The organism is Microcoleus sp. FACHB-SPT15 (assembly GCF_014849525.1).
Taxonomy (GTDB): Bacteria; Cyanobacteriota; Cyanobacteriia; order Cyanobacteriales; family Coleofasciculaceae; genus Symplocastrum; species Symplocastrum torsivum.
The window spans coordinates 1-26,394 of record NZ_JACJNU010000040.1; the positions used below are offsets into that span (position 1 = coordinate 1).

General features: G+C 46.4%; 24 protein-coding genes. 12 read left to right on the forward strand and 12 right to left on the reverse strand.

What is annotated here, in order from left to right; all coding sequences use genetic code 11:
* Positions 1-511: 511 nt before the first annotated feature.
* The 4 genes from H6F98_RS13475 to H6F98_RS13490 all read right to left on the reverse strand — a co-directional run bounded on the left by H6F98_RS13475 (position 512) and on the right by H6F98_RS13490 (position 5,718).
* On the reverse strand, positions 512-889 hold the full coding sequence (locus tag H6F98_RS13475; RefSeq protein ID WP_192219211.1) for a Mo-dependent nitrogenase C-terminal domain-containing protein: 378 nt from the start codon (positions 887-889) through the stop codon (positions 512-514).
* Positions 890-1,552: 663 nt separating this feature from the next.
* Entirely contained in the window at positions 1,553-3,310 is a 1,758-nt protein-coding gene (locus tag H6F98_RS13480) for a ribonuclease J (protein ID WP_192219212.1), read from the reverse strand.
* Positions 3,311-3,642: 332 nt separating this feature from the next.
* On the reverse strand, positions 3,643-4,527 hold the full coding sequence (gene dapA, locus H6F98_RS13485; protein ID WP_192219213.1) for a 4-hydroxy-tetrahydrodipicolinate synthase: 885 nt from the start codon (positions 4,525-4,527) through the stop codon (positions 3,643-3,645).
* Between the two features lie 141 nt (positions 4,528-4,668).
* Positions 4,669-5,718, reverse strand: coding sequence for an aspartate-semialdehyde dehydrogenase (locus tag H6F98_RS13490; protein ID WP_192219214.1), 1,050 nt, complete (start codon positions 5,716-5,718; stop codon positions 4,669-4,671).
* Between the two features lie 456 nt (positions 5,719-6,174).
* On the opposite strand from H6F98_RS13490, the gene tig reads away from it, so the two are divergent.
* The 4 genes from tig to H6F98_RS13510 all read left to right on the forward strand — a co-directional run bounded on the left by tig (position 6,175) and on the right by H6F98_RS13510 (position 10,895).
* A complete protein-coding gene (gene tig / locus H6F98_RS13495) occupies positions 6,175-7,617 on the forward strand; it encodes a trigger factor (protein WP_192219215.1) in 1,443 nt (480 codons plus the stop codon).
* Between the two features lie 251 nt (positions 7,618-7,868).
* Positions 7,869-8,561 (forward strand): ATP-dependent Clp endopeptidase proteolytic subunit ClpP, encoded by a 693-nt coding sequence (gene clpP, locus H6F98_RS13500; RefSeq protein ID WP_199348459.1) that lies wholly within the window; start codon positions 7,869-7,871, stop codon positions 8,559-8,561.
* Positions 8,562-8,571: 10 nt separating this feature from the next.
* The gene (clpX, locus tag H6F98_RS13505; RefSeq protein ID WP_192219216.1) at positions 8,572-9,918 is read left to right on the forward strand and encodes an ATP-dependent protease ATP-binding subunit ClpX; all 1,347 of its coding nucleotides are present in this window, start codon (positions 8,572-8,574) and stop codon (positions 9,916-9,918) included.
* 122 nt (positions 9,919-10,040) lie between these two features.
* Positions 10,041-10,895: an alpha/beta fold hydrolase gene (locus H6F98_RS13510; protein WP_192219217.1), complete on the forward strand. Its 855-nt coding sequence runs from the start codon at positions 10,041-10,043 to the stop codon at positions 10,893-10,895.
* Positions 10,896-11,041: 146 nt separating this feature from the next.
* Here H6F98_RS13510 and H6F98_RS13515 read toward each other — a convergent pair whose 3' ends face one another.
* Together H6F98_RS13515 and H6F98_RS13520 are read right to left on the reverse strand one after the other, a co-directional pair.
* Complete coding sequence (locus H6F98_RS13515) at positions 11,042-11,836, reverse strand: cobalt-precorrin-6A reductase (RefSeq protein ID WP_313929869.1); 795 nt, start codon at positions 11,834-11,836, stop codon at positions 11,042-11,044.
* A gap of 17 nt (positions 11,837-11,853) precedes the next feature.
* Positions 11,854-12,045: a hypothetical protein gene (locus tag H6F98_RS13520; RefSeq protein ID WP_192219219.1), complete on the reverse strand. Its 192-nt coding sequence runs from the start codon at positions 12,043-12,045 to the stop codon at positions 11,854-11,856.
* 444 nt (positions 12,046-12,489) lie between these two features.
* Here H6F98_RS13520 and H6F98_RS13525 point away from each other — a divergent pair, with 444 nt between their 5' ends.
* The 5 genes from H6F98_RS13525 to H6F98_RS13545 all read left to right on the forward strand — a co-directional run bounded on the left by H6F98_RS13525 (position 12,490) and on the right by H6F98_RS13545 (position 17,762).
* Positions 12,490-15,030 (forward strand): mannose-1-phosphate guanyltransferase, encoded by a 2,541-nt coding sequence (locus tag H6F98_RS13525; RefSeq protein ID WP_192219220.1) that lies wholly within the window; start codon positions 12,490-12,492, stop codon positions 15,028-15,030.
* Positions 15,031-15,314: 284 nt separating this feature from the next.
* Entirely contained in the window at positions 15,315-15,869 is a 555-nt protein-coding gene (locus H6F98_RS13530) for a single-stranded DNA-binding protein (RefSeq protein WP_192219221.1), read from the forward strand.
* A 352-nt stretch (positions 15,870-16,221) separates the two neighbouring features.
* Entirely contained in the window at positions 16,222-16,518 is a 297-nt protein-coding gene (locus tag H6F98_RS13535; RefSeq protein WP_192219222.1) for a hypothetical protein, read from the forward strand.
* Positions 16,519-16,558: 40 nt separating this feature from the next.
* Positions 16,559-16,924 (forward strand): cupin domain-containing protein, encoded by a 366-nt coding sequence (locus H6F98_RS13540; RefSeq protein ID WP_192219223.1) that lies wholly within the window; start codon positions 16,559-16,561, stop codon positions 16,922-16,924.
* Positions 16,925-17,495: 571 nt separating this feature from the next.
* Positions 17,496-17,762, forward strand: a complete 267-nt coding sequence (locus H6F98_RS13545) for a hypothetical protein (protein ID WP_192219224.1) — start codon at positions 17,496-17,498, stop codon at positions 17,760-17,762.
* Between the two features lie 255 nt (positions 17,763-18,017).
* On the opposite strand, the gene H6F98_RS13550 is transcribed toward H6F98_RS13545, so the two are convergent.
* Together H6F98_RS13550 and H6F98_RS33105 are read right to left on the reverse strand one after the other, a co-directional pair.
* Positions 18,018-18,161, reverse strand: a complete 144-nt coding sequence (locus H6F98_RS13550; RefSeq protein ID WP_192219225.1) for a high light inducible protein — start codon at positions 18,159-18,161, stop codon at positions 18,018-18,020.
* 65 nt (positions 18,162-18,226) lie between these two features.
* A complete protein-coding gene (locus tag H6F98_RS33105; protein WP_206759650.1) occupies positions 18,227-18,364 on the reverse strand; it encodes a hypothetical protein in 138 nt (45 codons plus the stop codon).
* A 68-nt stretch (positions 18,365-18,432) separates the two neighbouring features.
* Between H6F98_RS33105 and H6F98_RS13555 the strand changes: the two genes are divergently transcribed.
* From H6F98_RS13555 to pyk, 3 genes are all read left to right on the forward strand, one after another.
* On the forward strand, positions 18,433-19,821 hold the full coding sequence (locus H6F98_RS13555) for a sorbosone dehydrogenase family protein (RefSeq protein ID WP_192219226.1): 1,389 nt from the start codon (positions 18,433-18,435) through the stop codon (positions 19,819-19,821).
* Between the two features lie 64 nt (positions 19,822-19,885).
* Positions 19,886-21,229 carry a pentapeptide repeat-containing protein gene (locus tag H6F98_RS13560; RefSeq protein WP_206759651.1) on the forward strand — a complete coding sequence of 448 codons (1,344 nt, stop codon included), beginning with the start codon at positions 19,886-19,888 and terminating at the stop codon, positions 21,227-21,229.
* A gap of 270 nt (positions 21,230-21,499) precedes the next feature.
* The gene (pyk, locus tag H6F98_RS13565) at positions 21,500-23,281 is read left to right on the forward strand and encodes a pyruvate kinase (protein ID WP_192219228.1); all 1,782 of its coding nucleotides are present in this window, start codon (positions 21,500-21,502) and stop codon (positions 23,279-23,281) included.
* 195 nt (positions 23,282-23,476) lie between these two features.
* Here the strand turns inward: pyk and ureE are convergent, their stop codons facing one another.
* From ureE to holA, 4 genes are all read right to left on the reverse strand, one after another.
* Positions 23,477-23,917 (reverse strand): urease accessory protein UreE, encoded by a 441-nt coding sequence (gene ureE, locus H6F98_RS13570; RefSeq protein ID WP_192219229.1) that lies wholly within the window; start codon positions 23,915-23,917, stop codon positions 23,477-23,479.
* Between the two features lie 37 nt (positions 23,918-23,954).
* Positions 23,955-24,278, reverse strand: coding sequence for a DUF4168 domain-containing protein (locus H6F98_RS13575; protein ID WP_192219230.1), 324 nt, complete (start codon positions 24,276-24,278; stop codon positions 23,955-23,957).
* 438 nt (positions 24,279-24,716) lie between these two features.
* Positions 24,717-25,202, reverse strand: a complete 486-nt coding sequence (locus H6F98_RS13580) for a DUF4168 domain-containing protein (RefSeq protein ID WP_192219231.1) — start codon at positions 25,200-25,202, stop codon at positions 24,717-24,719.
* Positions 25,203-25,374: 172 nt separating this feature from the next.
* Positions 25,375-26,370: a DNA polymerase III subunit delta gene (gene holA / locus H6F98_RS13585; RefSeq protein ID WP_192219232.1), complete on the reverse strand. Its 996-nt coding sequence runs from the start codon at positions 26,368-26,370 to the stop codon at positions 25,375-25,377.
* Between the last annotated feature and the right edge of the window lie 24 nt (positions 26,371-26,394).

The following is a 26,394-nucleotide window of genomic DNA, read 5'->3' on the forward strand; positions in this document are numbered from 1 at the left end:
AATGCGCCTCATCTGTCAATGTCAGTCAGGGTTTGCTCACTCTTAGATACACTAAATTTATCTCTTCTTTTCTTGTTTCGCTATATATTTAGCATACTAAGTACTGAAGAACCAATCTTCTTTATTTACAGAGGGTAGTAAAGAGCTTGTGTTAGCACCAAAAATATAGCAACAACGCTCAAGTGGCTTAGCCACTTGAGCGCTGCTGGAGATTCTATTTCGATCTACGTCCATCTCTCCACTAGGAAACAAGCTTTGTAAGAAAGAAACCGCGAAGTGAACGCACTACAGAAAACTAAGTACTGAGTACACGCTTATATAGGGTAGTGACAGGGGTATCGCGTCCGCTATCTCGGAAAAGCAAAAGAAATTCTTTTATCTCCATCGATTAGCGATGGTTTACAACCTCCATGTCATTGCTTATCTGCAATGACCTACTTGAGAACCAACAATACTCTTTCATCATCTATGCCCTCGTGGGGCTTAGATCAATTTCCTAGTAGTTAGGAAACTAGCAGTAAGCGGCGATATCTTCACCACATTCATCAGCTAGATAGCACAAAGCACGGAAGCGTAAGGCAACCACTTCTTCATAAAGTGGATTCAGCTTACACATCGGCGGAATGTGAAAAAGGGTATGACCTAAGAGTTTAACGTCACGCTCAAAGGGACACTGCGCCGGGATCAGTTTGCAAAGGCGGTGTGCCAATTTGGGATTGCGGACTTCAACGTTGTCAAGCCACTGCCGTAGTGGCTGAAGCAGATCTAAGGTTTTCTTAGGTTGGAGGGGATTGGCAGAAATTGGGTTCTGTGAGGACACCCTTTGGGGATGAATCCAAGCCCAGGTTGTGTGAACTAGATTAGGTGTTGTATACTCCGATACATTCATGATTACTTTCCTGTGTCCGGAAGAAGCGAACCGCATCGCTTGTAATTAACCTACAACTGCTTAGCTATCCACACCGGATAAATCCCGGTGAATTTTTTGGCGGGCTGCCAGGAGCAATTGGCACTTCCCAGTTGCCTAGAAGAGCGAAGCTTTGTTGTTATTACAGGTATGTCGGTTCTGTATGGTCTGACCCGTTAGTAAATTGATTGGGTCACTTCACTGCTGCAATCAGCAGCTGATCTTAAAACAGGATTTATCAGGTACATTTAGTCAACAGCAGGAGTAAATGGGTGAAAATGCCTATTGATGGCAACGACTATGAATGTCAGGTTTATGAAAATTTTTAAAGTTGACCTGCTTGTTGATATGTTCTCTGAGACCACAAGAATAGTGCCTGAGTAATCTCACTGAACTTTGAGTAAAGTTTGGCGTAGTGGTTCAGTAACAACACTTAACAGCATAACTGATAACGTTTGTAAACGGCATAAGTCAAAAGACTGGCTTTGACACTGAAATGTTTCCCAATGTTAAGCCAGTCTTTTCCGAGTTAATAAGTTGTCAGCAAGGGGCATTGCCGAGACCCTACACGGTGTTGTAGTGGGTCAGTCCTATGTGGTTAGCGATGAACAGCCCTTACCCAGATTTTGATTACTGAATCAGTGTTTAGGAGGCTACCTTAGCTGTTGAGCGTCGGCGTCTACCCGTTACCTTAATGGGTGGCTCCTCCGGACTTTGCAGTAAGAAGACTAACAAGGGGCAACTCTGAAGTTCACGTCGAGCTAAACGCTGGAGGTCACGCTCAATTTGTGTTTGCAAGCCTACCCAATCAATTTCAGCTTGTTCCCCCTCAAAGGACTTAGCAAATTCTGTCCAGCGATCGCTTAATGTCCGCTCGATCGTCTTGATCACCAACTGTTGTAACAAGGACTTCTCAACTGCCGAGACAACCCCCCGTAGGTGAATTTCTGGCTTGGCAAGTAGTTTGCCCTCCCAATCCACAGCAGCTGCTACAGTCACGACACCGTCTTCTGCTAACTGTTGCCGTTCTTTTAGTACGCTGTCATGAACAACACCGCTTCTATCGACTAACTCAACTCCAGAGGGAACTTTGCCAGTAACACCAATACTATCCGGCGTTACCGACACGACATCACCGTTGTTGATAATCACCGTGTTTTCCGCAGGGATACCCATGTTCTGCGCCATCTTGGCGTGCTGAACCAGCATCCGATGTTCCCCGTGAACTGGAACGAAGAATTTCGGTCGAGTCAGGGCAAGCATTAGTTTCTGGTCTTCTTGAGAAGCGTGACCGGAAACGTGAATTCCCTTGTCGCGACCATAGACGACATTGGCTCCTTGTATCATCAGCTTGTCGATCGTATTCACTACAGCAATGGTATTGCCAGGAATTGGGTTAGCTGAGAATACCACCGTGTCGCCCTCACGGATTTTAATTTGTCGGTGTTCTTGGTTAGCAATGCGCGTCATTGCCGCCATTGGTTCTCCCTGAGAGCCTGTTGTGAGAATCAGTACCTTTTCTGGAGGTAGATTGCTAACAGCGTGTAACGGCTCAAACAAGTTGTCTGGGCACTTAATGTAACCAAGATTACGAGCATGGGCAATGACATTGAGCATCGAGCGACCAACCACCGAGACAACTCGGTTGTGTTTTTGCGCCAGTTCCAGAATCATATTCACCCGGTGAACCGATGAAGCAAATGTCGTTACCAGTAGTCGTCCGGGTGCTTGAGCGAAGACGCGATCAAGATTCGGATATACAGAGCGTTCTGATGGGGTATTTCCTGGAACTTCAGCGTTGGTGGAATCACTCAATAAGCATAGAACACCTTTTTCACCGTGTTCTGCCAGTCTTTGAAAATCAAAGAATTCACCATCTACTGGCGTGTGGTCAACTTTGAAGTCACCCGTATGAATCACGATACCAACTGGGGTGTGAAGAGCAATGGTAAAGCTATCAGAGATGGAGTGAGTATTGCGAATAAATTCGGCAACGAACGAAGTGCCAATTCGCACCATTTCACGAGGTTGTACGGTCTTCAATACCGTGCGGTCAGCCACACCTGCTTCTTCGAGCTTGCCTTGTAGCAATGCCATAGCTAGACGTGGACCATACGTGACAGGAATGTCGAACTGCTTTAGGTGGTAGGCAATCCCGCCGATATGGTCTTCGTGCCCGTGGGTGACAATCATGCCCTTGATTTTGTCACGATTATCCCGCAGATAGGTCATGTCGGGAAGGACAATGTTGACGCCATGCATTTCATCGTTGGGGAAGGCAAGTCCTGCATCTATGAGGACAATTTCGTCATTGAACTCAAAAATACAGGTGTTCTTACCGATTTCATGCAGCCCGCCGAGGGGAATAATTTTTAGGGCGGGTGTGGATTCTTTATTAGTCATTTGCCTCCTTTGAGGTTGTGTTTTCATGTGAGTAAAAGTTCCCGCTTTTGTGCGGTGGGTAAGTGTAAAGAAAGCGCAGCAGCGTTGGCAAAAGCATCAGCCTTCTCAGAATCATCAAAACTTTTTAAACCGATAATCATTCCGGCATTACGCAAAAAAGGAGATGATGGCTGAAACGTGTGCTTTATTGTTTTTTCTATCTCCTAGCTGTTAGCAACAATTAGAGAGTGCAAAACGGCTGGAAAAGGAATGATGTAGTAACTATCAAGAGTTATCCATAAGAAAGACTTGTTTGTTTTTTGGTGAAAAGTTTGTAGTAATATCTGGCTTATTTAAAGTAGAGAAAGCTCAATCAAAACATCCTCTAAACTTTTTGCAAGGTCATCTGGCAGTTCCGATAACGGTAGGCGAGGTGAGCCTACTTCCCAACCTTGTCGTTTCAGCGCTGCTTTGAGAGGGATGGGATTAGCTGTGCAAAAGAGAACTTGAAATAGGGGAAAAAGTTTTAAGTGGATGTCTGTTGCTACCTTGATTTGACCAGATTGAAAGGCTTGGATCATCTGTTGAAGCTGGTTGCCGACTAGATGACTCGCAACACTGACGACACCAGTACCTCCAACAGCCAGCATCGCTAAGGTAAAGTAGTCGTCACCTGAGTAGATAGCGAACTCCGGTGGTGTCAAGCGCCGTAGTTGGCTTGCCTGGTCAAAGTTACCCGTAGATTCTTTAAGGGCAACAATGTTCGGAATATCGGCTAAGCGGGCAACGGTCTCCGGTTGGAGATTTTGACCAGTACGACCGGGGACATTGTAGAGTATCAAGGGAAAATCAGGACAGGATTTTGCGATCGCCTGAAAATGCTGATAAAGCCCTGACTGGGGTGGCTTGTTGTAATAAGGAACGACTTGTAATGAACCATCTAATCCTAGTTTAGCGGCTTTTTGCGTCGCTGTGATCGCTTCTTCGGTAGAATTCGAGCCTGTGCCTGCAATTACCTTGGCTTTGCCTGCCACCGCTTTTTGCACCACATGAAATAACTGATACTCCTCATCCCAGCTTAGAGTCGGAGATTCACCCGTAGTGCCACAGACCACAAGAGTATCCGTGCCGTTATCAGCTAAATGAACCGCTAGCTGCTCTGCAACCTCATAATTCACGCTGCCATTTTCTGTAAATGGCGTGATCATTGCCGTCAGCACACGTCCAAAATTGCTCACCCTCTTTTCATTCCTCCTTGGCTTTTTTGGTATTGCTGCCGTTCTTTAGAGCCTATCCGAAAAGTCATGATGGTGACACTCAACCATTTATGTTCATCTATATGCTTCTTGGGTTTCAAGTTTACTTAAATCACTTCTCACTTAATAAGCAACCGTTGCCGTTGCTGCCATCGGTTTTAGCCAGTTTCGGGCAACTAGCAACTCGGCAATTTGCACCGCATTCAATGCAGCACCTTTACGAATCTGGTCTCCACAAAGCCAAAGTTCTAGACCGCAGGGATGAGAAAGGTCTTGACGAATCCGACCTACCAGTACTTCATCACGACCTGTTGCATCAATTGGCATTGGAAAATAATTTGCCTTCCAGTCTTCCACCAGTCGAACTCCAGGAGCATTAGCTAATATTTCTCGTGCCTGTGCTACTGGCATGGGCTGCCCAAATTCTAGGTTAATCGCTTCTGAGTGAGCACGTAGTACAGGAACCCGTACACAAGTTGTGCTGATTCTTAGCTGAGGCGCATTAAAAATTTTGCGCGTCTCATTGACCATCTTCATTTCTTCCTCACAGTACCCCTGATCATTCAGGGGTGAATTGTGGGGGAAGAGGTTAAAGGCTAAAGGATAAGGAAAGCACTCTGTAGGCGGGGTTTCACCCTTTAAAATCGCCTCCGCTTGCGCTTTGACTTCCTCCATCGCCCTCATGCCAGCACCACTAGCCGATTGGTAGGTTGCCGCAACAATTCGTTGCACTGGCTGTACCTGATGTAGGGGCCAAACCGCCATTGCCATCAAAATTGTCGTGCAATTGGGATTGGCGATAATTCCTTGATGGGTTGCTGCTGCCTCAGGATTCACCTCAGGAATGACCAGAGGCACTTTTGGGTCAAGACGAAAGGCACTGGAGTTGTCGATGACAACTGCACCCTTTTCGGCAGCTTTGGGGGCAAATGCTTTTGAGGTTGCTCCTCCAGCTGAGGCTAAGACTAAATCAACATTATCAAACGAATGGTCTGATACCGCTTCCACTGGCAGATTTTCGCCTTGGAAGGCGATTGTACGCCCAGCTGAGCGGGGTGATGCCAAAAGCTTCAAATCGGCAAGGGGGAAGTTGCGGCTATGCAGTAATTCCAATAACTCTGTACCTACCGCACCCGTTGCACCTAAGATGGCAACACGAATTTGAAAAGACAAATTTATTTCCTCCACCAAATCAAATCAAGAGATACTTTCAACACTGGCTTGAAGAGCCGATAAAAGTTGTTAATTTTTTTTAAGCTTATTAGTTACTCTTCCGTGAGTTTGGACGTTTGGTTTGCCTGAGTGCAGCGATATCCTAAAAACACCTGAAATTCTGAGTTCTCGAAGGGTAGGATATACGCTCTACGATCGCAAACGCTCGCCACGCGCTCCTAATGTACTATCATCAGATACGGAAACCACAAGGACAGCCAAGAGGGTTGTCTCCAAGGCGACCACAAGGGAAAAACTGCTAGATGCTTATACTTACTGGTTGCAAAACCTAGGATATCACGAGAGGCCGACATTCATCCCTCGAAATGCCCCTCTTAAATCAGGCATCTGTTGAATTATCCGTCCCGAATCATTGAAACGAAGAATCTATTTAAGTTGTCTGACACCAAAGCATCAATGAAAGTTACTCAGGAAAGACTGCCGAAGAGCCAGCTCGGTCTGGAAATTGAAATTCCCGCCGAAACGACCAAAAAAGCCTACGAAAAGGTCGTGCAAAACCTCGCCCGCTCTGCCAACATTCCTGGGTTTCGTAAAGGGAAGGTACCGCGCCAGATTTTGCTTCAGCGGATGGGTCCACAACGAATCAAGGAAGCGGCTCTCGAAGATTTAGTTCAAGATGGTCTCAAGCAAGCGATCGAGCAAGAATCGATTAAAGCGCTGGGGAACTACAAGCTAATCTCCACCTATGAAGAATTGACTAGCCAATTTCAACCGGGAGAACCGCTGACGTTCTCGGCATCGGTTGATGTTCCGCCGGAAGTTCATTTAGGTGATTACAACGGTTTAAGTGTTCAAGCCGAGGAATCCCAGCCTGACCCAGAGTCTGTTGATAAGTTTTTAGAACAGCGCCGTACTGAGCAAGCGACCCTTATCCCTGTAGAATCTCGTCCGGCACAGATGGGAGATGTAGCCGTCGTCGATTATGCCGGTCGATTAACGGGTGAAGGCGAAGAATCAACGGAAATCCAAGGAGGACAGGCAACTGATTTTCAAATTGAACTAGGGGAAGGACAGTTTATTGAGGACATCGTTAAGGGGATTGTCGGGATGAATCCCGGAGAAACAAAAGAAGTCCCTGTGTCATTTCCTGACGATTATCCGCGAGAAGATTTGGCAGGCAACTCCGGGGTTTTCAGCGTCACCCTTAAGGAACTCAAAGAAAAAGAATTGCCAGAGTTAGATGACGACTTTGCTCAAGAAGTCAGTGAAGTGGAAACAATGGCTGAGTTACGGGAATCCCTAGAAAAGCAATTTCGGGAAAAAGCCGAGGAAGAAACAGCCGCAAGTAAAGAGCAAGCGCTAGTAGAAGCACTGCTGGAGAAGGTTGAAATTGACCTTCCCGAAACAATGATTGAGCGGGAAATCGAGACGGTTTTGACGCAAACAGCGATGCAGATGGAAAGCTATGGGATGGATATCCGTAAGCTATTCACCGCTGAAATGCTGCCACAGCTCAAAGAGCGATCGCGTCCTGATGCAATTCTGCGACTTCGGCAGTCTTTGGCACTCCAGGAAGTTGCCAAGCGCGAATCTCTCACCCCCGAACCGGAGGAGATTGAAGCCAAAGTTAAAGAATTGATGGAGCAGTTTGCTGGGCAAAGTGTTGATCCAACGCGGGTGCGTGAAGTAGTTGAGTCGGATTTACTCAAAGAGAAAGCGATTAAATGGCTCGAAGAACACGCGACTATTGAACTGGTACCCAAAGGTTCCTTAACAACTGAAGCGGCCGAAGCAATCGAAGAAGCTAAAGAAACAGAAGCAGAAGCAACTTCCCAAGAGGAGGTTGATGCCTCTACTCAAACCATTGACGTAGAAGCAGAGTCAACCCCAGAGGAATAAGGAGTATTGAACTAGTCTTAACACTCAGTTCAGTTTTTGTTGTTGATCGATGTAGGGGGTGAGTCGTGACTTAAAGAAGACTCACCCCACACCTTTTTCGGTAACCCGGAAAGTTAGTCCTTATGCAGTTGAGGCATAATGGTCACTAGAAGAATGGTTGGTGCCTTGAGCTAAGCTATCTTTTGGGAAGTTATCCTGTGAGTAGGCTTGTATGGCACCACAGTCAACTATGATGCCTTAACGTTTGTTTTATGCTGCAATCCCAGTCCTCTGACTACCAATTCACCAGCTTGAGTTCCCCGGAGATTTACTCCGTCATTCCCAGCAACATCGTCCCGATGGTTGTAGAGCAGTCTGGTCTGGGTGAACGGGCTTTTGATATCTACTCACGGCTTTTACGAGAGCGTATTGTCTTTTTAGGAACACCCGTAGACGACACTGTTGCTGACTCAATTGTTGCCCAACTGCTGTTTTTAGACGCTGAAGACCCAGAAAAGGATGTCCAACTCTACATCAATTCTCCAGGTGGTTCTGTAACAGCGGGTATGGCGATTTATGACACCATGCAGCAGATTCGTCCGGATATTGTTACTATATGCTTTGGTTTAGCCGCTAGCATGGGAGCGTTTCTCCTTGCAGGCGGAGCTGCTGGTAAGCGTATGGCACTACCCAGTTCCCGGATTATGATTCACCAGCCCCTTGGTGGTGCCCAAGGGCAGGCTGTTGATATTGAAATCCAAGCCAAAGAAATTCTCTACCATAAACGGACGCTGAACAATCTACTCGCTCATCACACAGGTCAACCCATCGAAAAAATCGAAGCGGATACTGAGCGTGACTTTTTCATGTCAGCGGCGGAAGCACAAAGCTATGGTCTGATTGATCAGGTCATCACCAGGCAGAACCTTCCTTCCTCGGAAGCAGCTGTCACTCCTATCAAGTAAGAGGCTTCTTATGTCTAAATACGACTCCCATCTAAAATGTTCGTTTTGCGGCAAGTCTCAAGAGCAGGTACGCAAGTTGATTGCCGGACCGGGAGTCTACATCTGTGATGAGTGCGTTGACCTGTGTAACGAAATTTTAGATGAGGAGTTGCTTGATTCGAGTACGCCAACTCCTCAGCCAGTTCCCCCTAAAGAACCGCCTCAAAAGCGTCGGACTCGTGCTTCTGGTCTTTCATTAACTCAGATTCCCAAGCCGAGAGAACTGAAAAAGTATCTCGATGAGCATGTGATTGGTCAGGACGAAGCTAAAAAAGTTCTCTCGGTTGCCGTTTACAATCACTACAAGCGTCTGAGTTTTGTCCAGTCGAAGAACCATAACCATGGCAAAGCAGCTACGGAGGATGGTATTGAGCTGCAAAAGTCGAACATTCTCCTGATGGGCCCTACGGGTTGTGGGAAAACGCTGCTGGCTCAAACGTTAGCGAGTGTCTTGGATGTGCCCTTTGCTGTGGCAGACGCGACAACGCTGACAGAAGCAGGATATGTCGGGGAAGATGTTGAAAATATCTTACTGCGACTGTTGCAAGTGGCAGATCTGGATGTAGAGGAAGCCCAACGAGGGATTATCTACATTGACGAAATTGACAAGATTGCCCGTAAGAGTGAAAACCCCTCAATTACCAGGGATGTCTCTGGTGAGGGTGTTCAGCAAGCCTTGCTGAAGATGCTAGAAGGGACGATCGCAAATGTCCCCCCGCAAGGTGGACGTAAGCATCCTTATCAAGACTGTATTCAGATTGACACAAGCAATATCTTGTTTATTTGCGGTGGCGCATTCGTTGGTCTGGATAAGGTAGTAGAGCAGCGTATTGGTAAGCGCTCTATGGGCTTTGTTCAGCCAGGGGAAGGTCAGTCGAAGGAAAAGCGGGCAGCGGATGTTCTGCGGCATTTAGAACCGGATGATTTGGTCAAATTTGGTATGATTCCGGAGTTTATCGGGCGTGTACCAATGGTTGCTGTGGTTGACCCGCTGGACGAAGAAGCATTGATGGAGATTTTGACGGAACCCCGCAACGCACTAGTGAAGCAGTATCAGAAACTGCTGAAGATGGACAGTGTGCAGTTGGATTTCAAGCCAGACGCAATTCGTGCGATCGCGCAAGAAGCCTATCGCCGTAAAACTGGAGCGAGAGCATTACGTGGCATAGTCGAAGAATTGATGCTGGATGTAATGTATGAGCTACCTTCTCGTAAGGATGTCACCCGTTGCACCGTTACACGGGAGATGGTAGAGAAGCGCTCAACTGCTGAATTGTTGGTACATCCCTCTTCCCTACCCAAACCAGAATCGGCGTAGTTGTTATTTGCTGTTAGTTGTTAGTTGTTAATTTTTGATAGTTGTGATTGGTTGTTGGTTATTAGTTTTTGATCAATAATCACAAATACAAATAACAAACAACCCATAACAAACAACAAACAATGCCTCTAATTAACGTTCGCGGTGTCGAACATCACTACGAATGGATTCGTCAATCAACAACCTCTGAACAAAAGCCAGTGATGGTTTTTGTTCATGGCTGGGGGGGTTCGTCCCGCTATTGGGAAAGTACAGCTAATGCCCTGTCTGATACATTTGATTGCTTACTTTATGATTTGCGAGGGTTTGGGCGATCGCTTTTACCCGAAACGTCGATAGAGTTACTCTACGAAATGGAGGAGTATGCCGAAGATTTGGCAGTGTTGTTAGATGCTCTAGAACTCAAGCGAGTTTATCTCAATGCTCACTCAATGGGCGCTTCTGCGGCGGCGCTGTTCCTCAATCGCTATCCAGAGCGAGTAGAACGGGCAATTTTGACTTGTAGTGGTGTTTTTGAATACGAAGAGAAATCCTTTACCGCTTTCCATAAAATTGGCGGTTACGTTGTGAAGTTTCGTCCTCGCTGGTTCCTGCACGTTCCCTTTGCTGGTTCATTGTTCATGGCGCGATTTTTGCACCGTCCGTTACCTTCAGCAATCAGTCGTGCATTTTTGGAAGATTACCTTGCAGCAGATTACACAGCCGCTTTGGGAACAATGTTGACATCAGTGAGTAAGTATGCGGCTGAAGTAATGCCTCAAGAATTTGCTCGGCTTAGTGTACCGACACTTTTGATTTCTGGTGAGTACGACAAGATTATTCCGGCAGAGTTAGGGCGACGAGCGGCAGAGTTGAGTGAAAAAATTGAGTATTTTGAGATTTCAGAGACAGCTCACTTTCCGATGTTAGAGAAACCAGAGGTTTACCTGGAAAAGGTACGAGAGTTTTTAGGTATAGTCTCTCCAGCTACAGCTTAAGCAATTGCAATTTTTTCTTCCAGTGCAGCAGCACAGCGGTATCTGAAAATAATAAAACCCCCAGCCTGTAAAAACTGGGGGTAGTATCAGGGTGCATCTACTAAATCTTTATTCCCAACGGTAGAGGCTACTTTCCGGATAAATTTTTAACTTTCTTCTGATAGTGGTGCTATGTAACGCTTACAGAACTCCAACGCTACTGAAAAGTCGCTAGTTTGCTGTGGATAGTCAATTGCTGGACGAGCAATAATGATTAACGGGATGCCTAATTCAGCCGCAACAATTCGCTTAGTCTCTTCTCCCCCAGCTTTACCAGACGCTTTTGTTATAACAAGTGAGATATCCCACTGCTGCCAAAGTGCTTTTTCTAACTCAGCCGTTATGGGAGGACGCACAGCAATGATTCGATCTGGGCTAAATCCTGATGCGATCGCAGTTTCGAGAGACGTTACGGCTGGTAAAATCCGGGCAAATAATGTTGCTTTATCTTGCCAGTTTTGAAATAAAGGTAAAGCTTTATAGCCAACGGTAAGTAACACCCGTTGCTGGTAAAGATAATCACCTGCTACAAGTGCCTCAAAGCTATTCAACGAAATTACTGGAAAGGACTCAGTTGGCTTGTCAACAGCTAAGCGCTCAAAGCGTAAATAGGGGATTTGCTGTTTAGCCGCTACCCTCATCGCCATCTTAGAAATTTCCACGGCATAAGGATGGGAAGCATCGAGAATAGCAGCAATTTGCTGTTCCTGCAAAAATTGCTCTAGCTGATTAGTATCTAAACGCCCTACCCAAACTTGCAACACAGGAGTTTTGGGATAAAGAAATTGAGCAGCTTCTGTTGTCACAGTTATCGTGCAAGGTCGGCTCACCGCTGCGATCGCAGCCGCCAACTCAGCACTCTCAGTCGTACCACCAATCAGCCAGAGACGTTCACTAATCAACAATTATCCAGTAGTACTTAACCCTTCAAAGCTCTATTAAAGTTTTTGCGATAGGACGGATTCATCACAATCAAAGCCGGCCACAGCAGAGACAAGCGAATCCGGTTAGGCAAACTTCGGCTGAAGTTAGTCCGCTCAAAACCCTTCCAAAACTTCCATGCACCGTAGCCATAAATCCCCAACAAAGCCAAAATAATTATTGCTTTCATCTAAATCAACTCCATGACAACTGACTAAGTTAACGCCGTCCAAGCTTTTCTTTGAGTCAATTTCCGCACGTATCAATAAAACTACCTTGCTGTAGGCGCTTCGGGTTCCTCAAAAGTGAAATCAAACATTCGCCTAGCGTGGGGGAGTCTACGGAATTGATTCCAAAGACAGGTCAAAGTAGCATTGATCCAGTTTCTAGTCTATCCATTCCATTGCCCAGTTGTGGAGGGAAAGACCTTCTGAACTCCTAAACTCCTTCGTTCTCCCCTCCTTTCTAATTCATTGATAAAACTTGCCTGTGACAAAGAAAAGCGCGATCTTCAGAGTAAGTCGCGTCTTGTGGAGGATATCGTAAGTTTTACCATCATAAGAGACTATTAAATACAAGCGGAATGTAAATCATTACGACATAACACCGTAGAGCGCCCAAAATAGGAGGACTTATGCGAGCAGTGCTGATGGCCGGCGGTTCGGGAACACGTCTCAGGCCGCTGACCTGTGATCTTCCCAAACCGATGGTTCCGATTCTCAATCGACCCATCGCTGAACACATTATCAACCTACTCAAGCGACATCAGATTACAGAGGTGGTAGCGACACTGCACTATCTCCCAGATGTCATGCGAGACTACTTCCAAGACGGTAGTGACTTTGGTGTACAAATGACTTACGCCGTTGAGGAAGACCAGCCTCTAGGTACTGCCGGATGCGTAAAAAACATTGCTGAATTACTAGATGACACATTTTTAGTAATTAGTGGCGACAGTATCACCGACTTTGATCTGAGTGCTGCCATTGAATTTCATAAAAGTAATAAATCAAAAGCAACATTAGTGTTGACTCGTGTTCCCAATCCTGTTGAGTTTGGCGTCGTCATCACGGATGAACAAATGCGGATTCGACGGTTCTTAGAAAAACCGTCTACGAGCGAAATTTTTTCAGATACGGTTAATACTGGAATTTACATTCTGGAACCTTCTGTCCTAGACTATCTTCCGGTCAATACGGAAAGTGACTTCTCGAAAGATTTGTTTCCCTTGTTGCTGGAAAAAGATGAGCCAATGTACGGCTATATTGCTGAAGGGTATTGGTGTGATGTTGGTCATCTGGATGCTTACCGTGAAGCGCAGTACGATGCATTACAGCAAAAGGTAAAGCTAGATTATGCTTACAATGAGCATAAGCCGGGGTTATGGATTGGTCAGAATACATTCGTTGACCCGACGGCTAGGATTCAAACTCCAGCGCTAATTGGCAGCAACTGTCGGATTGGCGCACGGGTCACGATTGAGGCAGGAACAGTCATTGGTGATAACGTCACTATCGCCACTGACGCTGACTTGAAGCGTCCAATTCTTTGGAATGGTGCCATCATTGGCGAGGAAGCTCATCTCCGTGCTTGCGTGATTTGCCGGGGTACTCGTGTAGACCGTCGCGCTCATGTGTTGGAGGGTGCTGTTGTTGGTCCTCTATCAACTGTTGGGGAAGAAGCACAAGTTAGCCCTTATGTGCGGGTTTGGCCGAGTAAGAGGATTGAATCTGGGGCAACGCTAAATATTAACTTAATTTGGGGCAATACAGCACAACGCAATCTCTTCGGTCAACGGGGTGTTCAAGGATTAGCGAACATTGATATTACCCCAGAATTTGCTGTGAAGTTGGGAGCTGCCTATGGTTCTACCTTAAAATCCGGTTCCCAAGTAGCAATATCCCGTGACCAACGGAGTATATCCCGGATGGTTTCACGGGCTTTAATTGCGGGTTTGATGTCTGTGGGTGTCAATGTCCAGAACTTGGAGGCGACAGCCATTCCGATTACTCGCATGATTATCCCAACGCTTTCTGTAGCTGGTGGAATTCATGTGCGAGTGCATCCCGATCGCCCTGATTACATTCTCATCGAAATCTTTGACGCCAAGGGAATCAATATCTCTAAAGGGCAAGAGAAGAAGATTGAAGGGGCGTATTTTAAGGAAGACTTGCGGCGATCGCAAATTCATGAAATTGGCAATGTTACTTACCCCAGCCAAGTCATGGACCTCTACAGCACAGGCTTTGAGAAGAGTTTAAATATAGAGGCAATTCGTCACAGTAGCTCCAAGGTCGTAATTGACTATGGTTACTCGGTTTCCGGTGCTATTCTCCCGATACTACTGGCAAAGTTTGGTTGTGATGCCGTTGTCCTCAATGCCAGTCTGAACCAAATGTCACTCTCGGCAGTTGAACGAGAAGGATTGCTGACTCAGTTAGGTCATGTAGTCGAGGCACTGAGAGCGAATTTTGGTGTCCAAGTATCAGCGAATGGAGAACAGCTAATTTTAGTGGATGAATCGGGAATGCCAGTACGAGGTGAGATGTTAACGGCGCTGATGGTGAGCGTAATGTTGACGGCTCATCCCAGAGGGACTGTAATCGTACCTGTACACGCATCAAGTGCAGTGGAGCAAATTGCGCGGCGTCATGATGGTCGAGTGATTCGGACGAAAGCAAATCCTACAGCACTGATGGAGGCATCTCAGGCTAATCCCAATGTTATTTTGGGAGGAAGTGGGGACATGGGCTTTATTTTCCCGCAACTCCATCCCGGCTTTGATGCGATGTTCTGTATCGCCAAGTTGATTGAGATGCTGACGGTGCAAGAGCGATCGCTAGCTCAAATTCGCACAGAACTGCCTCGCGTTTCCCACAAAACTTATACGGTTCGCTGCCCTTGGACGGTGAAGGGGGCATTAATGCGTTATCTCGTAGAAACCCATTCCAATGAAAATCTAGAACTGATTGATGGAGTGAAGATTGTCAACCATCTCAATGATAGTTGGGTGTTGATTTTGCCGGATGCTGGAGAGCCTCTGGTACATATCTTTGCCAATAGTGATGATAGGGAGTGGGCAGATAACACCTTGAGGAAGTATCGCAGCTACGTTCAAGAGTTTGTTGAACAAGAAGAGGGGACAGAAGCCCCCAAAGCGGAAGCTCTATTATAAAATCCGCTGTGCCTTCCGGAGCCTAAGTTACTGGCATTCAGTTGAAGATTTGTCGCACAACTGAGACGGCTCTCCCGATCGCTAGACCGACGGCTTTGGTACACTTGTTCTATCATGGATGAGGAGGACGCTGAACATTGGGCGGACTCCTTTATCCTTTTTTTGCCTATTATTGGGATAAATTGCTAAGCTGTCCGCTAATAGCAACGATTGCACAGTAACAATCGCTACTGAAGTAGGCACAAGAACAGGCTGATTACTAAAAGCGCCAGGAGACTTGAACTATGAACACCTGTATCTTAATGGCACAGATCATTCAAGATCCAGAACTTCGTTATACCTCTGATAATCAAACTCCCATTGCCCAGATGCTGGTTCAGTTTCCTGGACAAAGAGCAGAAGATCCTCCAGCCACTTTAAAAATAGTAGGTTGGGGTAACTTTGCGAGTGAAATTAAAGAAAATTATTCAGTAGGCGATCGCGTAATCATTGAAGGTCGCCTTAACATGAATACAATTGACCGACCAGAGGGGTTTAAGGAAAAACGTGCTGAACTCACTGCGTCTCGGATTCACAAACTAGGCGCTGACACTAGCTTTGAGCCACATGTGGCAGTACCAGCAACATCGTCTTATGAGGCTCCAGCCCCCACCTCTCTCCCAAAATCTAACAATGTTGTTGTACCAATGAGGTCACCTCGGCAATCAGCACCGATGTCCGATAGGAGTGATTTTGAAGCCGATTATGACTCTGAGCCAATGTTTGAACCCGCTACAGTGAAGACTGCTCCTGTTGGTAATGCAGATAGCCAAAAAGATTTGGATGATATTCCCTTCTAGCTATAGCTATCAGCAGTCAGCTATCAGCGGTCAGCTTTGGGTCAAATCGGCTCTAGTTAAGGAACGCTCTTCTCCCCTTAATTTCCTAACATTCGTGGCTACTGCTATAACTGCACAGGCAACATTGCCTTAGGAAAAGAACCGAATCTTACTACCTTGCCAATCCTGCTGAGACTATTCAGTGGGAAATTTGTCTTGGGTACAACGGCAATAGAAGGGCGTGACACTTTTGCGATCGCACCTGGCTAAACTTTACATCTAGATAAGCCAGGATTGCCCCTTAATATGATTGCAAAAAGTTATAAATTCAATTAATTTTATTTATAACCGTTCCTCCTACAAAAAATAGGTCGTGTTTCAACTTCTTTATCCACTGGTTCATAGCCTCCAGCCATTTCTAGTGCCTCTGTGCTTCTGCCTAACCTGGGGGTTAATCATTCTCTTCTTCTTGACAGTCTTGTCAGCCGTTCAAGAAGGTGTAGTGGCTGCCAAACGCTTGCATCAAATCCCTTGCACTGATTGTCAGTTCTTCACTAACGACCATCGCCTTAAATGTACGGTGCATCCCTCCGATGCCAATACTGAGGCAGCAATTTACTGTTCAGACTATTGTTCCAGAAATAGAAATAATCAGGCGAGTGCCACTTAGGCTGTAGCCTAGCTTATGTGGTTATCAGGGCTAACAGGTTATGCTGGTTCAAAAGCTAAATGCTTGTGTAGAGTTCATTGCGGGGGATGGTACGCAACTCAGAGAGTTGTTGCACCCAGATAAGCAACCACTAGAGTTGCGTTATAGCTTGGCACACGCAACCGTCCCTGTGGGGCAAACTTCGGCACCGCACTCATTAACAACGTCTGAGGTTTACTACATCCTCACTGGCACAGGTGAGATGTATATTGATGATGAAATTCAGAAAGTGGAACCGGGAGATGCGGTGTACATCCCCCCAAATGCCAAGCAGTTTATCCGTAATTCTGGAGTAGAACCCTTAGTATTCATCTGCATTGTTGATCCAGCTTGGCGAGAGGAAGACGAGACAGTTTACCAGATGTAACTGCTGCTAAATTTGAAAGCTTAAAACAACAACAGCACTCAATCTAGACCTACCGATTGATTTCCTCTTTTGAGCAATTTAACGCGGAGTTGCAATGAACTAACCCGTTCAATTGTATTGCTCCCAGTTTTCTAGCTGAGGAAATATCAGTTTTCCAGTTGAGCGCTGATGTTGTTGTTTAATGAGACAGATGTTAGATAAAACAGCGGTTTTTTACCTCTTTTCTTGAATGTGAACTTCGCTGTGGTTTCTGTCAGAGAAGCTTTGTAGCTTCAATTACTAATGTACCGACTCTCTCTTCTAGATACAAGCAAATGAAATGTAAGTTTACTTTTTGAGGATAACTACTATTAACATTGCAAAATAAAGTTAAGTGAGAATTGGGTGTTAGGGAATTGTTCCTAATCTAGTTTTATGGTAGATTTTTAAATATCAATAATACAAAAAAACTGAAAACTTCTTCAACAGTAGGAATAGCGCCTACCACGATTGTGTCGCTTTCTTGAGCCGTGCCTTCATGTTTTTCCGATCGCGCTGCCGATCTGATAACCTAAAAGCGTATTAAATATTCTTGAATGAGAGTCAGCTAGTGAAGCGGCGTGAGTGGATAGAGTTACGAGAGCTTTTTGGCAAAGAGGCAGTAGACGAAGTGCTTGCCAATCAGCAACACTATGAGGAATGGGCATTTAATCACTCTAAAGAAGTCTCCAAAGCCGCTCGACTTCTATCTGAACTGAGTAACGATACTCAGGCTGCGGTGCTGTTTGTAAAGCAACTAGATGCTGCATTGAAAGGCGCTTTGATAGTTACAATGCTTCGGTATTACACAACTCGCTAAATTACTTGGTTTTCAGGGAAACGAGTTTCGGTAACGGCTGGACATTACGCTAAATCTTTCCCGTAACCATATACAGCAAGAAAAAGGGGAGTAAGAGCCACCTCTTTACCCCCCTTAGCCGCAAGACTTAGAAAACTAGAATTTCAATAATCCCTGTTACGACAGACGCAACTAGAGCGATCGCTTTTATACTCCTGCATCTCTAAACTAGAACTCACAGCCGTGTCTTCTTATCAATAAGACAGCACTGACTGATTACATCAAGCCGATTTGTTGCAGAATGTTTTGCCCTGTAATCCACTCAGTCGCTAAACCAATCACGAAGCCTAGCATCGCCAAACGACCATTCCAGGTTTCAGCAAAAGGAGTAAAACCAAACTTAGGCTTTTGTTCTTGCATTACTGTAAATTTAGGAATCCTTCTCTGTAATAAAATTTAACCTCATTTTAAATAAAAAGCAACATTTATTTAGATTCACTTCGAGATAAATCTGGTAGGAGAAATGCGATCGCTTCCAGAACCATCGTGCTGCTGAGTAGCACCATTGAACAAGAAGAACACAGGAGTTCAGGAGAGCATTGCGCCTCCTTGCAAAAAGGCAAAGTCTCTCGCGCCACTTCCAATCTCAACAACTACCCTGGAAATAAGTCGCAATATACCAATTTTTGCCATGAAACCCTTGCGTTTCCTGACACTCCTGCTTCTCCTGAGTGCCGCTACTGCCTGTAGCTTACCTAATCGCTCAATCGTAGAACCCACCTCATCACAGGCACAACAATCTCCCTCTGAGGAATCCCCTCAAACGGCACAGCAACCCACTGAAACACCTACCCAGCCCAAACAGCAAACTGCTGTCCCAACAAAAAACCGTGTTCGTACACAGCCACTAACGCCTCAACCGATTCAAATTACTCTCGACAATTTACCGGAACCCTTCGCTACCAATAGCGCCTCCAAGTCACCCAACGTCATCGACATACCGCAAAACCCAACCCTGAAGGCACCAGTAGGTTTCCAAGTTAACGTCTATGCTGACGGTTTGGATGCTCCACGCTGGCTTGCCTTGACACCCAGTGGTGATGTACTGGTAACCGAAACCAGGGCAAACCGCATTCGTCTCCTGCGCGACACCAACGGTGATGGCGTTGCCGATGTCAACAAAACCTTTGCTACCGCGCAAAATGGTGTAGACATTCCCTTTGGTATGACCTTTGCGGGTAACTCCTTCTTTCTCGCTAATACGGGTGAAGTGCGCCGCTACCGCTATACTTCAGGTCAACAGCAACTCAATGGCGGAGGGCAAAAAATTGCTGACCTCACCCCTGGTGGATATAACCAGCACTGGACACGTAACGTAGTCGCCGCACCCGATGGCACAAAGCTCTACGTCACGGTTGGTTCACGCTCAAATGTTGATGAAGAACCACTGCCTCGTGCCTCTGTACAGGTTATGAACCTGGATGGTTCCAACCAACAAACTTTCGCTTACGGTTTACGCAATCCAGTCGGACTGGACTTTCACCCCACTACAGGCGAACTCTATGCCACGGTTAATGAACGAGATGGTTTGGGTGATGACTTGGTACCCGATTACTTCACCCGCGTACAACAGGGGGGATTTTACGGCTGGCCCTATGCCTACCTGACACCAAATCGTATCGACCCACGTCAAGTAACTAACGGGCAAAGCAAACGTCCTGACTTGGTAGCCCAAACCACAACTCCCGATGTCCTGTTCCAAGCTCACTCAGCCGCTTTGGGATTACAGTTTTATGATGGACAAACCTTTCCTGAAAGATATCGTAATGGTGCCTTTGTAGCCTTTCGTGGCTCGTGGAACCGCGACCAAGGCACTGGGTACAAAGTAGTGTTTGTTCCCTTTGATGCCTCTGGACAGCCTCAAGGCTATTACGAAGACTTCCTGACTGGGTTTCTCCTCGATCCTTCTGGACCAACAACTTGGGGCCGCCCAGTTGGGTTACTAGTACTACCTGATGGCAGCCTGTTATTGACTGAAGAAGCGAATAACCGCATTTACCGCATTCAGTATCGTGGATGATTAGTTGTTGGTGGTTGGTTGTTAGTTGTTAGACACCATGAGACAAAAGCTCACAAACGTTGGGATGAAAATTTTTCTTACGCCTTCTGCCTTCTGCCCTCTGCCTTCTGCCTTCTTTTCAACGTTCACCTTAGTCAAGGGGATAAAGGGGGGGTTAGCCTATGGTGTCTTAGGTTTTGTGTCTACCTGCTTAATTAGCCAAGGGTTTGCCACCACTGCTAATGCTGCCAATCCCAAACATCTTGAACAACTACTGAATACTAAGGCTTGTCCTAAGTGTGATTTGAGGGACGCCCAGCTTAGTGATGTTAATCTCCTGGAAGCAGACCTAAGTGGTGCGAACCTAGATGGGGCAAATCTTCGAGGAGCAAACCTCGCTGGTGCTAATCTCAGCGGTGCTAAGTTAATCGGTGTCCAGCTAACGGAAGCTAACCTTCAAGGTGCCAATTTGAGGCAGGCAAAGTTAGGGCTAAAAGAAGAGGACTCTGAGGAAATTGTTGCTGATTTGCGAGAAGCTAACCTTCAAGGGGCTAACTTATCGGCGGCTGACCTTACAGGTGCGCTGTTGACTAATGCTAACCTTGCCCAAGCCCAACTCGATTATGCGACTCTGGCAGCGGCGGACTTGAGCGAGGTTGACTTGACTGGTTCTAACCTGGCAGGTGCGAATCTCTCTGAGGCAAATTTACAAAATGCACAACTGAAGATTGCTAAACTCAGCGGGGCAAATCTGAGTTACACCTTGCTCAATGGGGCAAATCTGGATACAGCAAATGCTGATAGTGTGAACTTGAGCGGTGCTGATTTAGAGGGAGCTTCTTTAAATGAAGCTGACTTGAATGCGGCAATCCTCACTGAGGCATCACTGGTGAATGTGAGTTTAATTGCTGCTAATCTCCAGAGAGCGAATTTGAGTAGTGCTACGCTTACCGGGGCGACGTTGAAGGGTGCGGGTCTGAACCGTGCTAATCTGAGTGCGGCAAATCTAGAGCGTGCTGATTTGACAAATGCCAAACTTGCGATCGCAAACCTCACAAATGCCCAACTCACAGCAGCTAAACTTCAGTTTGCTTACCTACACAGTGCTAATCTTACCAATGCCAACTTGACTGGTGTTGACTTACGGTCAGCTCAACTGCGTTCTGCTGACTTAACGAAGGCTATCTTGGTAGGAGCAACCCTAGAACGCGCCGGTCTTATCAGTGCCCAGTTGACGGGGGCAAACCTAACTTACTCCAACTTAACCCTGTGCGACTTAAGGGGGGCAAACTTGACGGATGCTAATCTGAGTTTTGCCAATCTAAATCAAGCGGACTTGGAGCTTGCTTCAGTGGTTAATGCCAATCTGAGTGGTGCTAATCTGAGTGAGGCAAAACTCAAAGGTGTTATTGGACTCAACCGATACTAGTCGCCTAGTCAGTCAGTGTATGTATAAGCTGCAAGCCGTCCTATCTTGTTTGCTTCAACTTGAAAGAGTCGAAGATGCCGGATAGCGTAAGCTACAGCTAGAAGAATGGAGTGGAGTTAGGCAGTAGATAGCAACGGGGCAAAAATCTGTGAGACTATAGCCAGATATCCTCCACTGATTGTCAAGAGCGTCAAATGACACTTGAGATAATCTACTCTATCGTGCCGTGCCAAGGTCACTTCCCTTTGCTCACAAAAAGCATCTCCATTTATGCAACTGCAAAATTCTCTGCGTCGAACTAAGATTGTTGCCACGATTGGCCCTGCCACCAGTCGCCCAGACGTTCTGAAAGCGCTGATCAAAGCAGGTGCCACTACTTTACGACTCAATTTTTCTCACGGCACTCATGAAGACCACCAGCGCAGTATTCGCCTGATACGCCAAACTGCATTTGAACTCAATCAGCCAGTTGGGATTTTACAAGACTTACAAGGACCGAAAATTCGCCTAGGCAAGTTTGAGGACGGCCCGATTGTTCTCAATAAAGGCGATCGCTATACCTTAACAAGCGAATTCATGCTTGGTAACCAAGAAATGAGTTGCGTTACCTACGAACCACTAGCGGATGAAGTGCCAGCCGGAGCAACAATTCTTCTGGATGACGGCAAAGTCGAAATGTACGTCGAAGAAGTAGACAAAGTTAAACGTGCTTTGCACTGTCGCGTCGTCGTCGCTGGCACCCTTTCCAATAACAAAGGCGTGAACTTCCCCGGTGTCTACCTATCGATTAAGGCGATGACCGATAAAGACCGGCAGGATTTAATGTTCGGTCTGGATCAAGGGGTTGACTGGGTGGCCTTAAGCTTTGTCCGTAACCCCCAAGATGTCTTAGAAATCAAAGAACTGATTGCCAGTGCCGGGAAACAGGTACCCGTGATTGCCAAGATCGAAAAGCACGAAGCGATCGAGCAAATGGAGGCGATTCTCTCTCTGTGTGACGGCGTGATGGTTGCCAGAGGTGACTTAGGTGTTGAACTGCCAGCCGAGGATGTTCCTATCCTGCAAAAGCGACTGATTGCCACAGCCAACCGCTTGGGAATTCCGGTCATCACCGCTACCCAGATGCTGGACAGCATGGTTCACTCACCTCGACCGACTCGTGCTGAGATATCCGATGTTGCTAATGCGATTCTCGATGGTACCGATGCCGTGATGCTCTCGAATGAAACTGCTGTCGGGAAATACGCTGTTGAAGCCGTAGAGACCATGGCACGGATTGCAGTACGGATTGAGCGGGAACAAATCAGTCGCAAAACCGAGGACACCCGACGCTCGATTCCCAATGCGATTTCTCAAGCTGTTGGTCAAATTGCCGAGCAATTACAAGCCTCCGCGATTATGACACTAACGAAAACAGGTGCTACTGCCCGTAATGTCTCCAAGTTCCGGCCCTTCACACCCATTCTGGCAATAACACCTCACGTTGATGTCGCACGACAGTTACAACTTGTATGGGGAGTCAAACCCTTATTAGTGCTAGATTTACCCTCCACAGGTCAAACCTTCCAAGCGGCAATTAATGTCGCTCAAGAAAAGCAACTTCTGGCAGAGGGGAATTTAGTGGTAATGACAGCAGGTACACTCCAAGGCGTTCCAGGGTCAACCGACTTGATTAAAGTCGAGGTTGTAACCGCTGTTCTTGGTCAAGGAATTGGTATTGGTCAAGGTTCCGTTAGTGGTCTTGCTCGTGTGGCTCATAGCGCGGTGGACGTGGGAAACTTCAACCCAGGAGAAATTCTCGTCGCATCGTCAACCAATGCTGATTATGTCGAAGCAATTCGTAAGGCATCTGGAATTATTACAGAAGACGAAAGTCTAACGAGTCACGCGGCTGTGATTGGCTTACGTCTCGGAGTGCCAGTAATTGTTGGTGTCAAAAATGCTACCCAAATCATTCGGGATGGCGCAATTTTGACACTAGATACCCATCGCGGCTTAGTTTATTCTGGTGCAATTGGCGCAAGTCCGGCAAATGGAGTGCTGATGGTTTAGCCTGTTCAGTTGAATGATTCTTTCCGCTCAATACTCCCCACTCCCCTTCCCTAGATATTCTTCTATCGGGAAGGGAGTCAGTGTATTGAACCAGAACGTCCTCTCCTCCTATGGCAAAAGGCAAAAGGTTGACGGGTCTTGTTTCTGTATGAAAGCGAGAGTCAAGAGTCGCTATAGCGACTGCTATATTTTCCCTCAAGTGTGACTATGCCCGTAAGCCCCAATTTCTGGCTGAAAGGGTACGACTTCCTCTTTTACCTGCATTCCTAAGTGTTCCAGCATTGTCTGCAACACATGGTCAGGAGACAACCGTACATAATTAGGAGCAACCTCTATGGGTACATGGCGATTACCCAGATGGTAAGCGGCTCGCATTAGAGCTACTGGTATCTGAGATGTCACTGTTAGCACAGGTTCCGGTTTAGCAAGAATCCGAACAACCACGTCGCCATCCTCAGATTGCAGTAAATCCCCATCATGCAAAACCGTCCCTCTGGGTAGGCGCAAATACACTTCCTTACCATCAGCTGTCTCAAAACGATGGCGTGTCCGGGTACGTTCCTCAGCAGTGAGCGAGAGGGTAAAGTTAAATGCTACCTCCTCCGTTGTAGGCAACCGTTGTGTAAGAGTCAGCATGGCGACAAAAAGAACTTAGCGTTTAAGCACCCAACGATCATTGGAGGCGAACCAATTCATTTTGAATTCGTTTGAGTAACTCCGAATCTGATTGAGCAGTCACAGTAATTGCATTAAATTGCGTCATTGTCAATCCTTGAGTTTCACCAATGTCTTTGGCTCGTTCGCAGTAGTTCACGGCAATGTCTCGAACATTACCTGGTAGAGCATAAATGGTGTCAGCTTGGGTGCAGCTAAAGTTAGGAACCTGCTCCTCGTTGATGATTTGCTGGATTTCGCTGTATGCTGCTTGACGGCTTTGCTCGATCGCTAAAACGGCTTTAGCGTAGTTTTCTAATTCTTCGGCGCTAACTGTTGTCACAGTGGCGATGGGGGAGGGAGTCTCTGAGGCGGAATTAGAAGAACAGCTCGATATAATCACTGTGACTCCAAGCAGCCAAGCCATAGACAAGATAACCCTGATTAACGACTCCCTACGGGATAGCTCTGTGGCTGAGGTACCGTAGCTAGTGGGAAGGAATGAACGTAGACTTACTACGGCAACACTCGCACGCCTCAGTATTTGACTGGAGCAAGTTTGGCACATTAGAGCAAAAGGGTTCTTCATAAATGCAGGTGGCACAGGAAATGTGAAATCCTTAAAAACGTGCCTCTATCTTTCGATATTGCCTTGCAAAACGTCAATAGTTGACAGGTGAAGTTCCTCTTTTTCTTTGTGGCAAGAATGAAAAAAACACTTGTCTTGCCTTTTGCTCCGGCATTAAAGACTCATGTCAATCCGACAACTCCTGCAAAAACTTTATTGTTGGAGGCGTCGTAATTCACTTTGAATCCGTGCGTGTAAACCTTGGTTTCTTTGCATGAGATTTGTAATTTCATTGAATCGACCAGTCTTTCCTCTGGGGAAGAAATTTGCCACAATGGCTGAAGACTGGTTACAGTAGTTCCGTGCGATCGTTTGCGCTCCAGCCGGGAGCGCTGTGATGCTTGCAGGACGACCGCAAACAATGTCGGGAATGTTCCCAGAGCCAATGATTAGCTTGATTTCGCTGTAGGCTTGTTGACGCAGTGGCTCCATTGCCAAGACGGCTCGTGCATAGCGTGTGATTTCCTCTGCACTAACCTCTTGAGCATAAGCCGTTGAACTGAAGATAAAGGATTGGGAGTTTCTGGAGTACTCTGGCGTGAGTCCAGAAAGCAAACCCATTGTAGCAAGTGCCCCCACAACGAAGAATTGGGAGAAGGTTCGGTTAAGACGACGGCGAGAACAGTATAAAGTCATCATGGTGATCGCGTGCGACCAAGAAACAAGTAAGTAAAACCATAGAGGGCTAGTTTTTCTGAACTATTTTACGGGGCAGAAGTTCCTTGGGATGTATGAAATGGATGTTTCATGATTTGAAGTGTCAAAATTGATTTCAAACAACGAGACGACTCCTTGCCTCTAAGTGATTTATTCAGCGCTGAATCAGTACGCTACAGATTTGGCAAAGTTCTATCACCTTAGTTTGCAAGGTTGAAAGAGGTTCAGACCCCCTCTTAAGGTTAATTTCCAACTCTAGTAGCACCCGTAGTGTTGAGGTTAGTTGCTCTAGAGAAAGGAATTGGACTTCTTTGGTGAGGAAGTAAATTCGTTTAGGGTTACTGACTTGGGCGGCAGTGGCGATCGCTTTTTGATCCCGTTCTCCCTCACTTACCATTAGCTTTACCCATAACCAAGTCCGAAACTGCCCAATCAGCGTGGCGACAATCCTCAAAGCGGGTTCGTTTTTGTTGATCAAATCCGCAACCAACTCTAAGGCTTTTGCTCCATCCCCCTGGAGAATCGCTGCTGCTAGTTGTAAGCTGTTATGAGTGTTTGAAGTGACTAGGGTAGCTACAGTTTTCTCATCTAAGACTTTGGCTAAATCACCTGTATAAAGTCGCAATTTTTCCAATTCGTTGTACAGTTGTCGGGTATCATTCCCAACCGACTGTGCCAAAAGTTCAGCCGCAGCACCTGTTAGTTTGACACCAACCTCTTGAGAACAAGTGCGTACCTGCTGAACTAACTGTTCTGTCTTCCAAGGCGGGATAAGAGAAAACTCTCGGATGTGGCTGTACTTTTGCAGCAGCTTTGTCGATTTGAGGCGTCCATCCGGTCGATTGGACGTTGTTAGTAACAAAACTGACTCTTCTGGAATCGCTGGTAGAGTACGCTCTAGTTCTGCCAGTAAATCCTCTGAACATTGCTGGCACAGGGTTGTCTCGACTAACCAAACTAAACGCCCACCCATACCAAAAGGCGGAGTCATTACCTGATTCAGCCCTTGGATAATGGCATCAGGCTGATCAGGAGAAATTTTGTCATAGTTGAAACTAACCCAACTGGGGTCAAGGACACTTTTACGCAATTCGTTTACAGCTTGTGTCAGGGCAAAGTCATCTTCTCCCCAGTAGAGGTAAATTGTCATAATAAACACCCACGGTTTGCGAGG

Excerpts from the sequence above, each read along its gene's own strand:
- H6F98_RS13475 (WP_192219211.1), bottom strand. The coding sequence starts at position 889 with ATGAATGTATCGGAGTATACAACACCTAATCTAGTTCACACAACCTGG.
- H6F98_RS13480 (WP_192219212.1), bottom strand. The coding sequence starts at position 3,310 with ATGACTAATAAAGAATCCACACCCGCCCTAAAAATTATTCCCCTCGGC.
- tig (WP_192219215.1), top strand. The coding sequence starts at position 6,175 with ATGAAAGTTACTCAGGAAAGACTGCCGAAGAGCCAGCTCGGTCTGGAA.
- clpP (WP_199348459.1), top strand. The coding sequence starts at position 7,869 with ATGCTGCAATCCCAGTCCTCTGACTACCAATTCACCAGCTTGAGTTCC.
- clpX (WP_192219216.1), top strand. The coding sequence starts at position 8,572 with ATGTCTAAATACGACTCCCATCTAAAATGTTCGTTTTGCGGCAAGTCT.
- H6F98_RS13510 (WP_192219217.1), top strand. The coding sequence starts at position 10,041 with ATGCCTCTAATTAACGTTCGCGGTGTCGAACATCACTACGAATGGATT.
- H6F98_RS13520 (WP_192219219.1), bottom strand. The coding sequence starts at position 12,045 with ATGAAAGCAATAATTATTTTGGCTTTGTTGGGGATTTATGGCTACGGT.
- H6F98_RS13525 (WP_192219220.1), top strand. The coding sequence starts at position 12,490 with ATGCGAGCAGTGCTGATGGCCGGCGGTTCGGGAACACGTCTCAGGCCG.
- H6F98_RS13530 (WP_192219221.1), top strand. The coding sequence starts at position 15,315 with ATGAACACCTGTATCTTAATGGCACAGATCATTCAAGATCCAGAACTT.
- H6F98_RS13540 (WP_192219223.1), top strand. The coding sequence starts at position 16,559 with ATGCTGGTTCAAAAGCTAAATGCTTGTGTAGAGTTCATTGCGGGGGAT.
- H6F98_RS13550 (WP_192219225.1), bottom strand. The coding sequence starts at position 18,161 with ATGCAAGAACAAAAGCCTAAGTTTGGTTTTACTCCTTTTGCTGAAACC.
- H6F98_RS13555 (WP_192219226.1), top strand. The coding sequence starts at position 18,433 with ATGAAACCCTTGCGTTTCCTGACACTCCTGCTTCTCCTGAGTGCCGCT.
- H6F98_RS13560 (WP_206759651.1), top strand. The coding sequence starts at position 19,886 with ATGAAAATTTTTCTTACGCCTTCTGCCTTCTGCCCTCTGCCTTCTGCC.
- pyk (WP_192219228.1), top strand. The coding sequence starts at position 21,500 with ATGCAACTGCAAAATTCTCTGCGTCGAACTAAGATTGTTGCCACGATT.
- ureE (WP_192219229.1), bottom strand. The coding sequence starts at position 23,917 with ATGCTGACTCTTACACAACGGTTGCCTACAACGGAGGAGGTAGCATTT.
- H6F98_RS13580 (WP_192219231.1), bottom strand. The coding sequence starts at position 25,202 with ATGATGACTTTATACTGTTCTCGCCGTCGTCTTAACCGAACCTTCTCC.
- holA (WP_192219232.1), bottom strand. The coding sequence starts at position 26,370 with ATGACAATTTACCTCTACTGGGGAGAAGATGACTTTGCCCTGACACAA.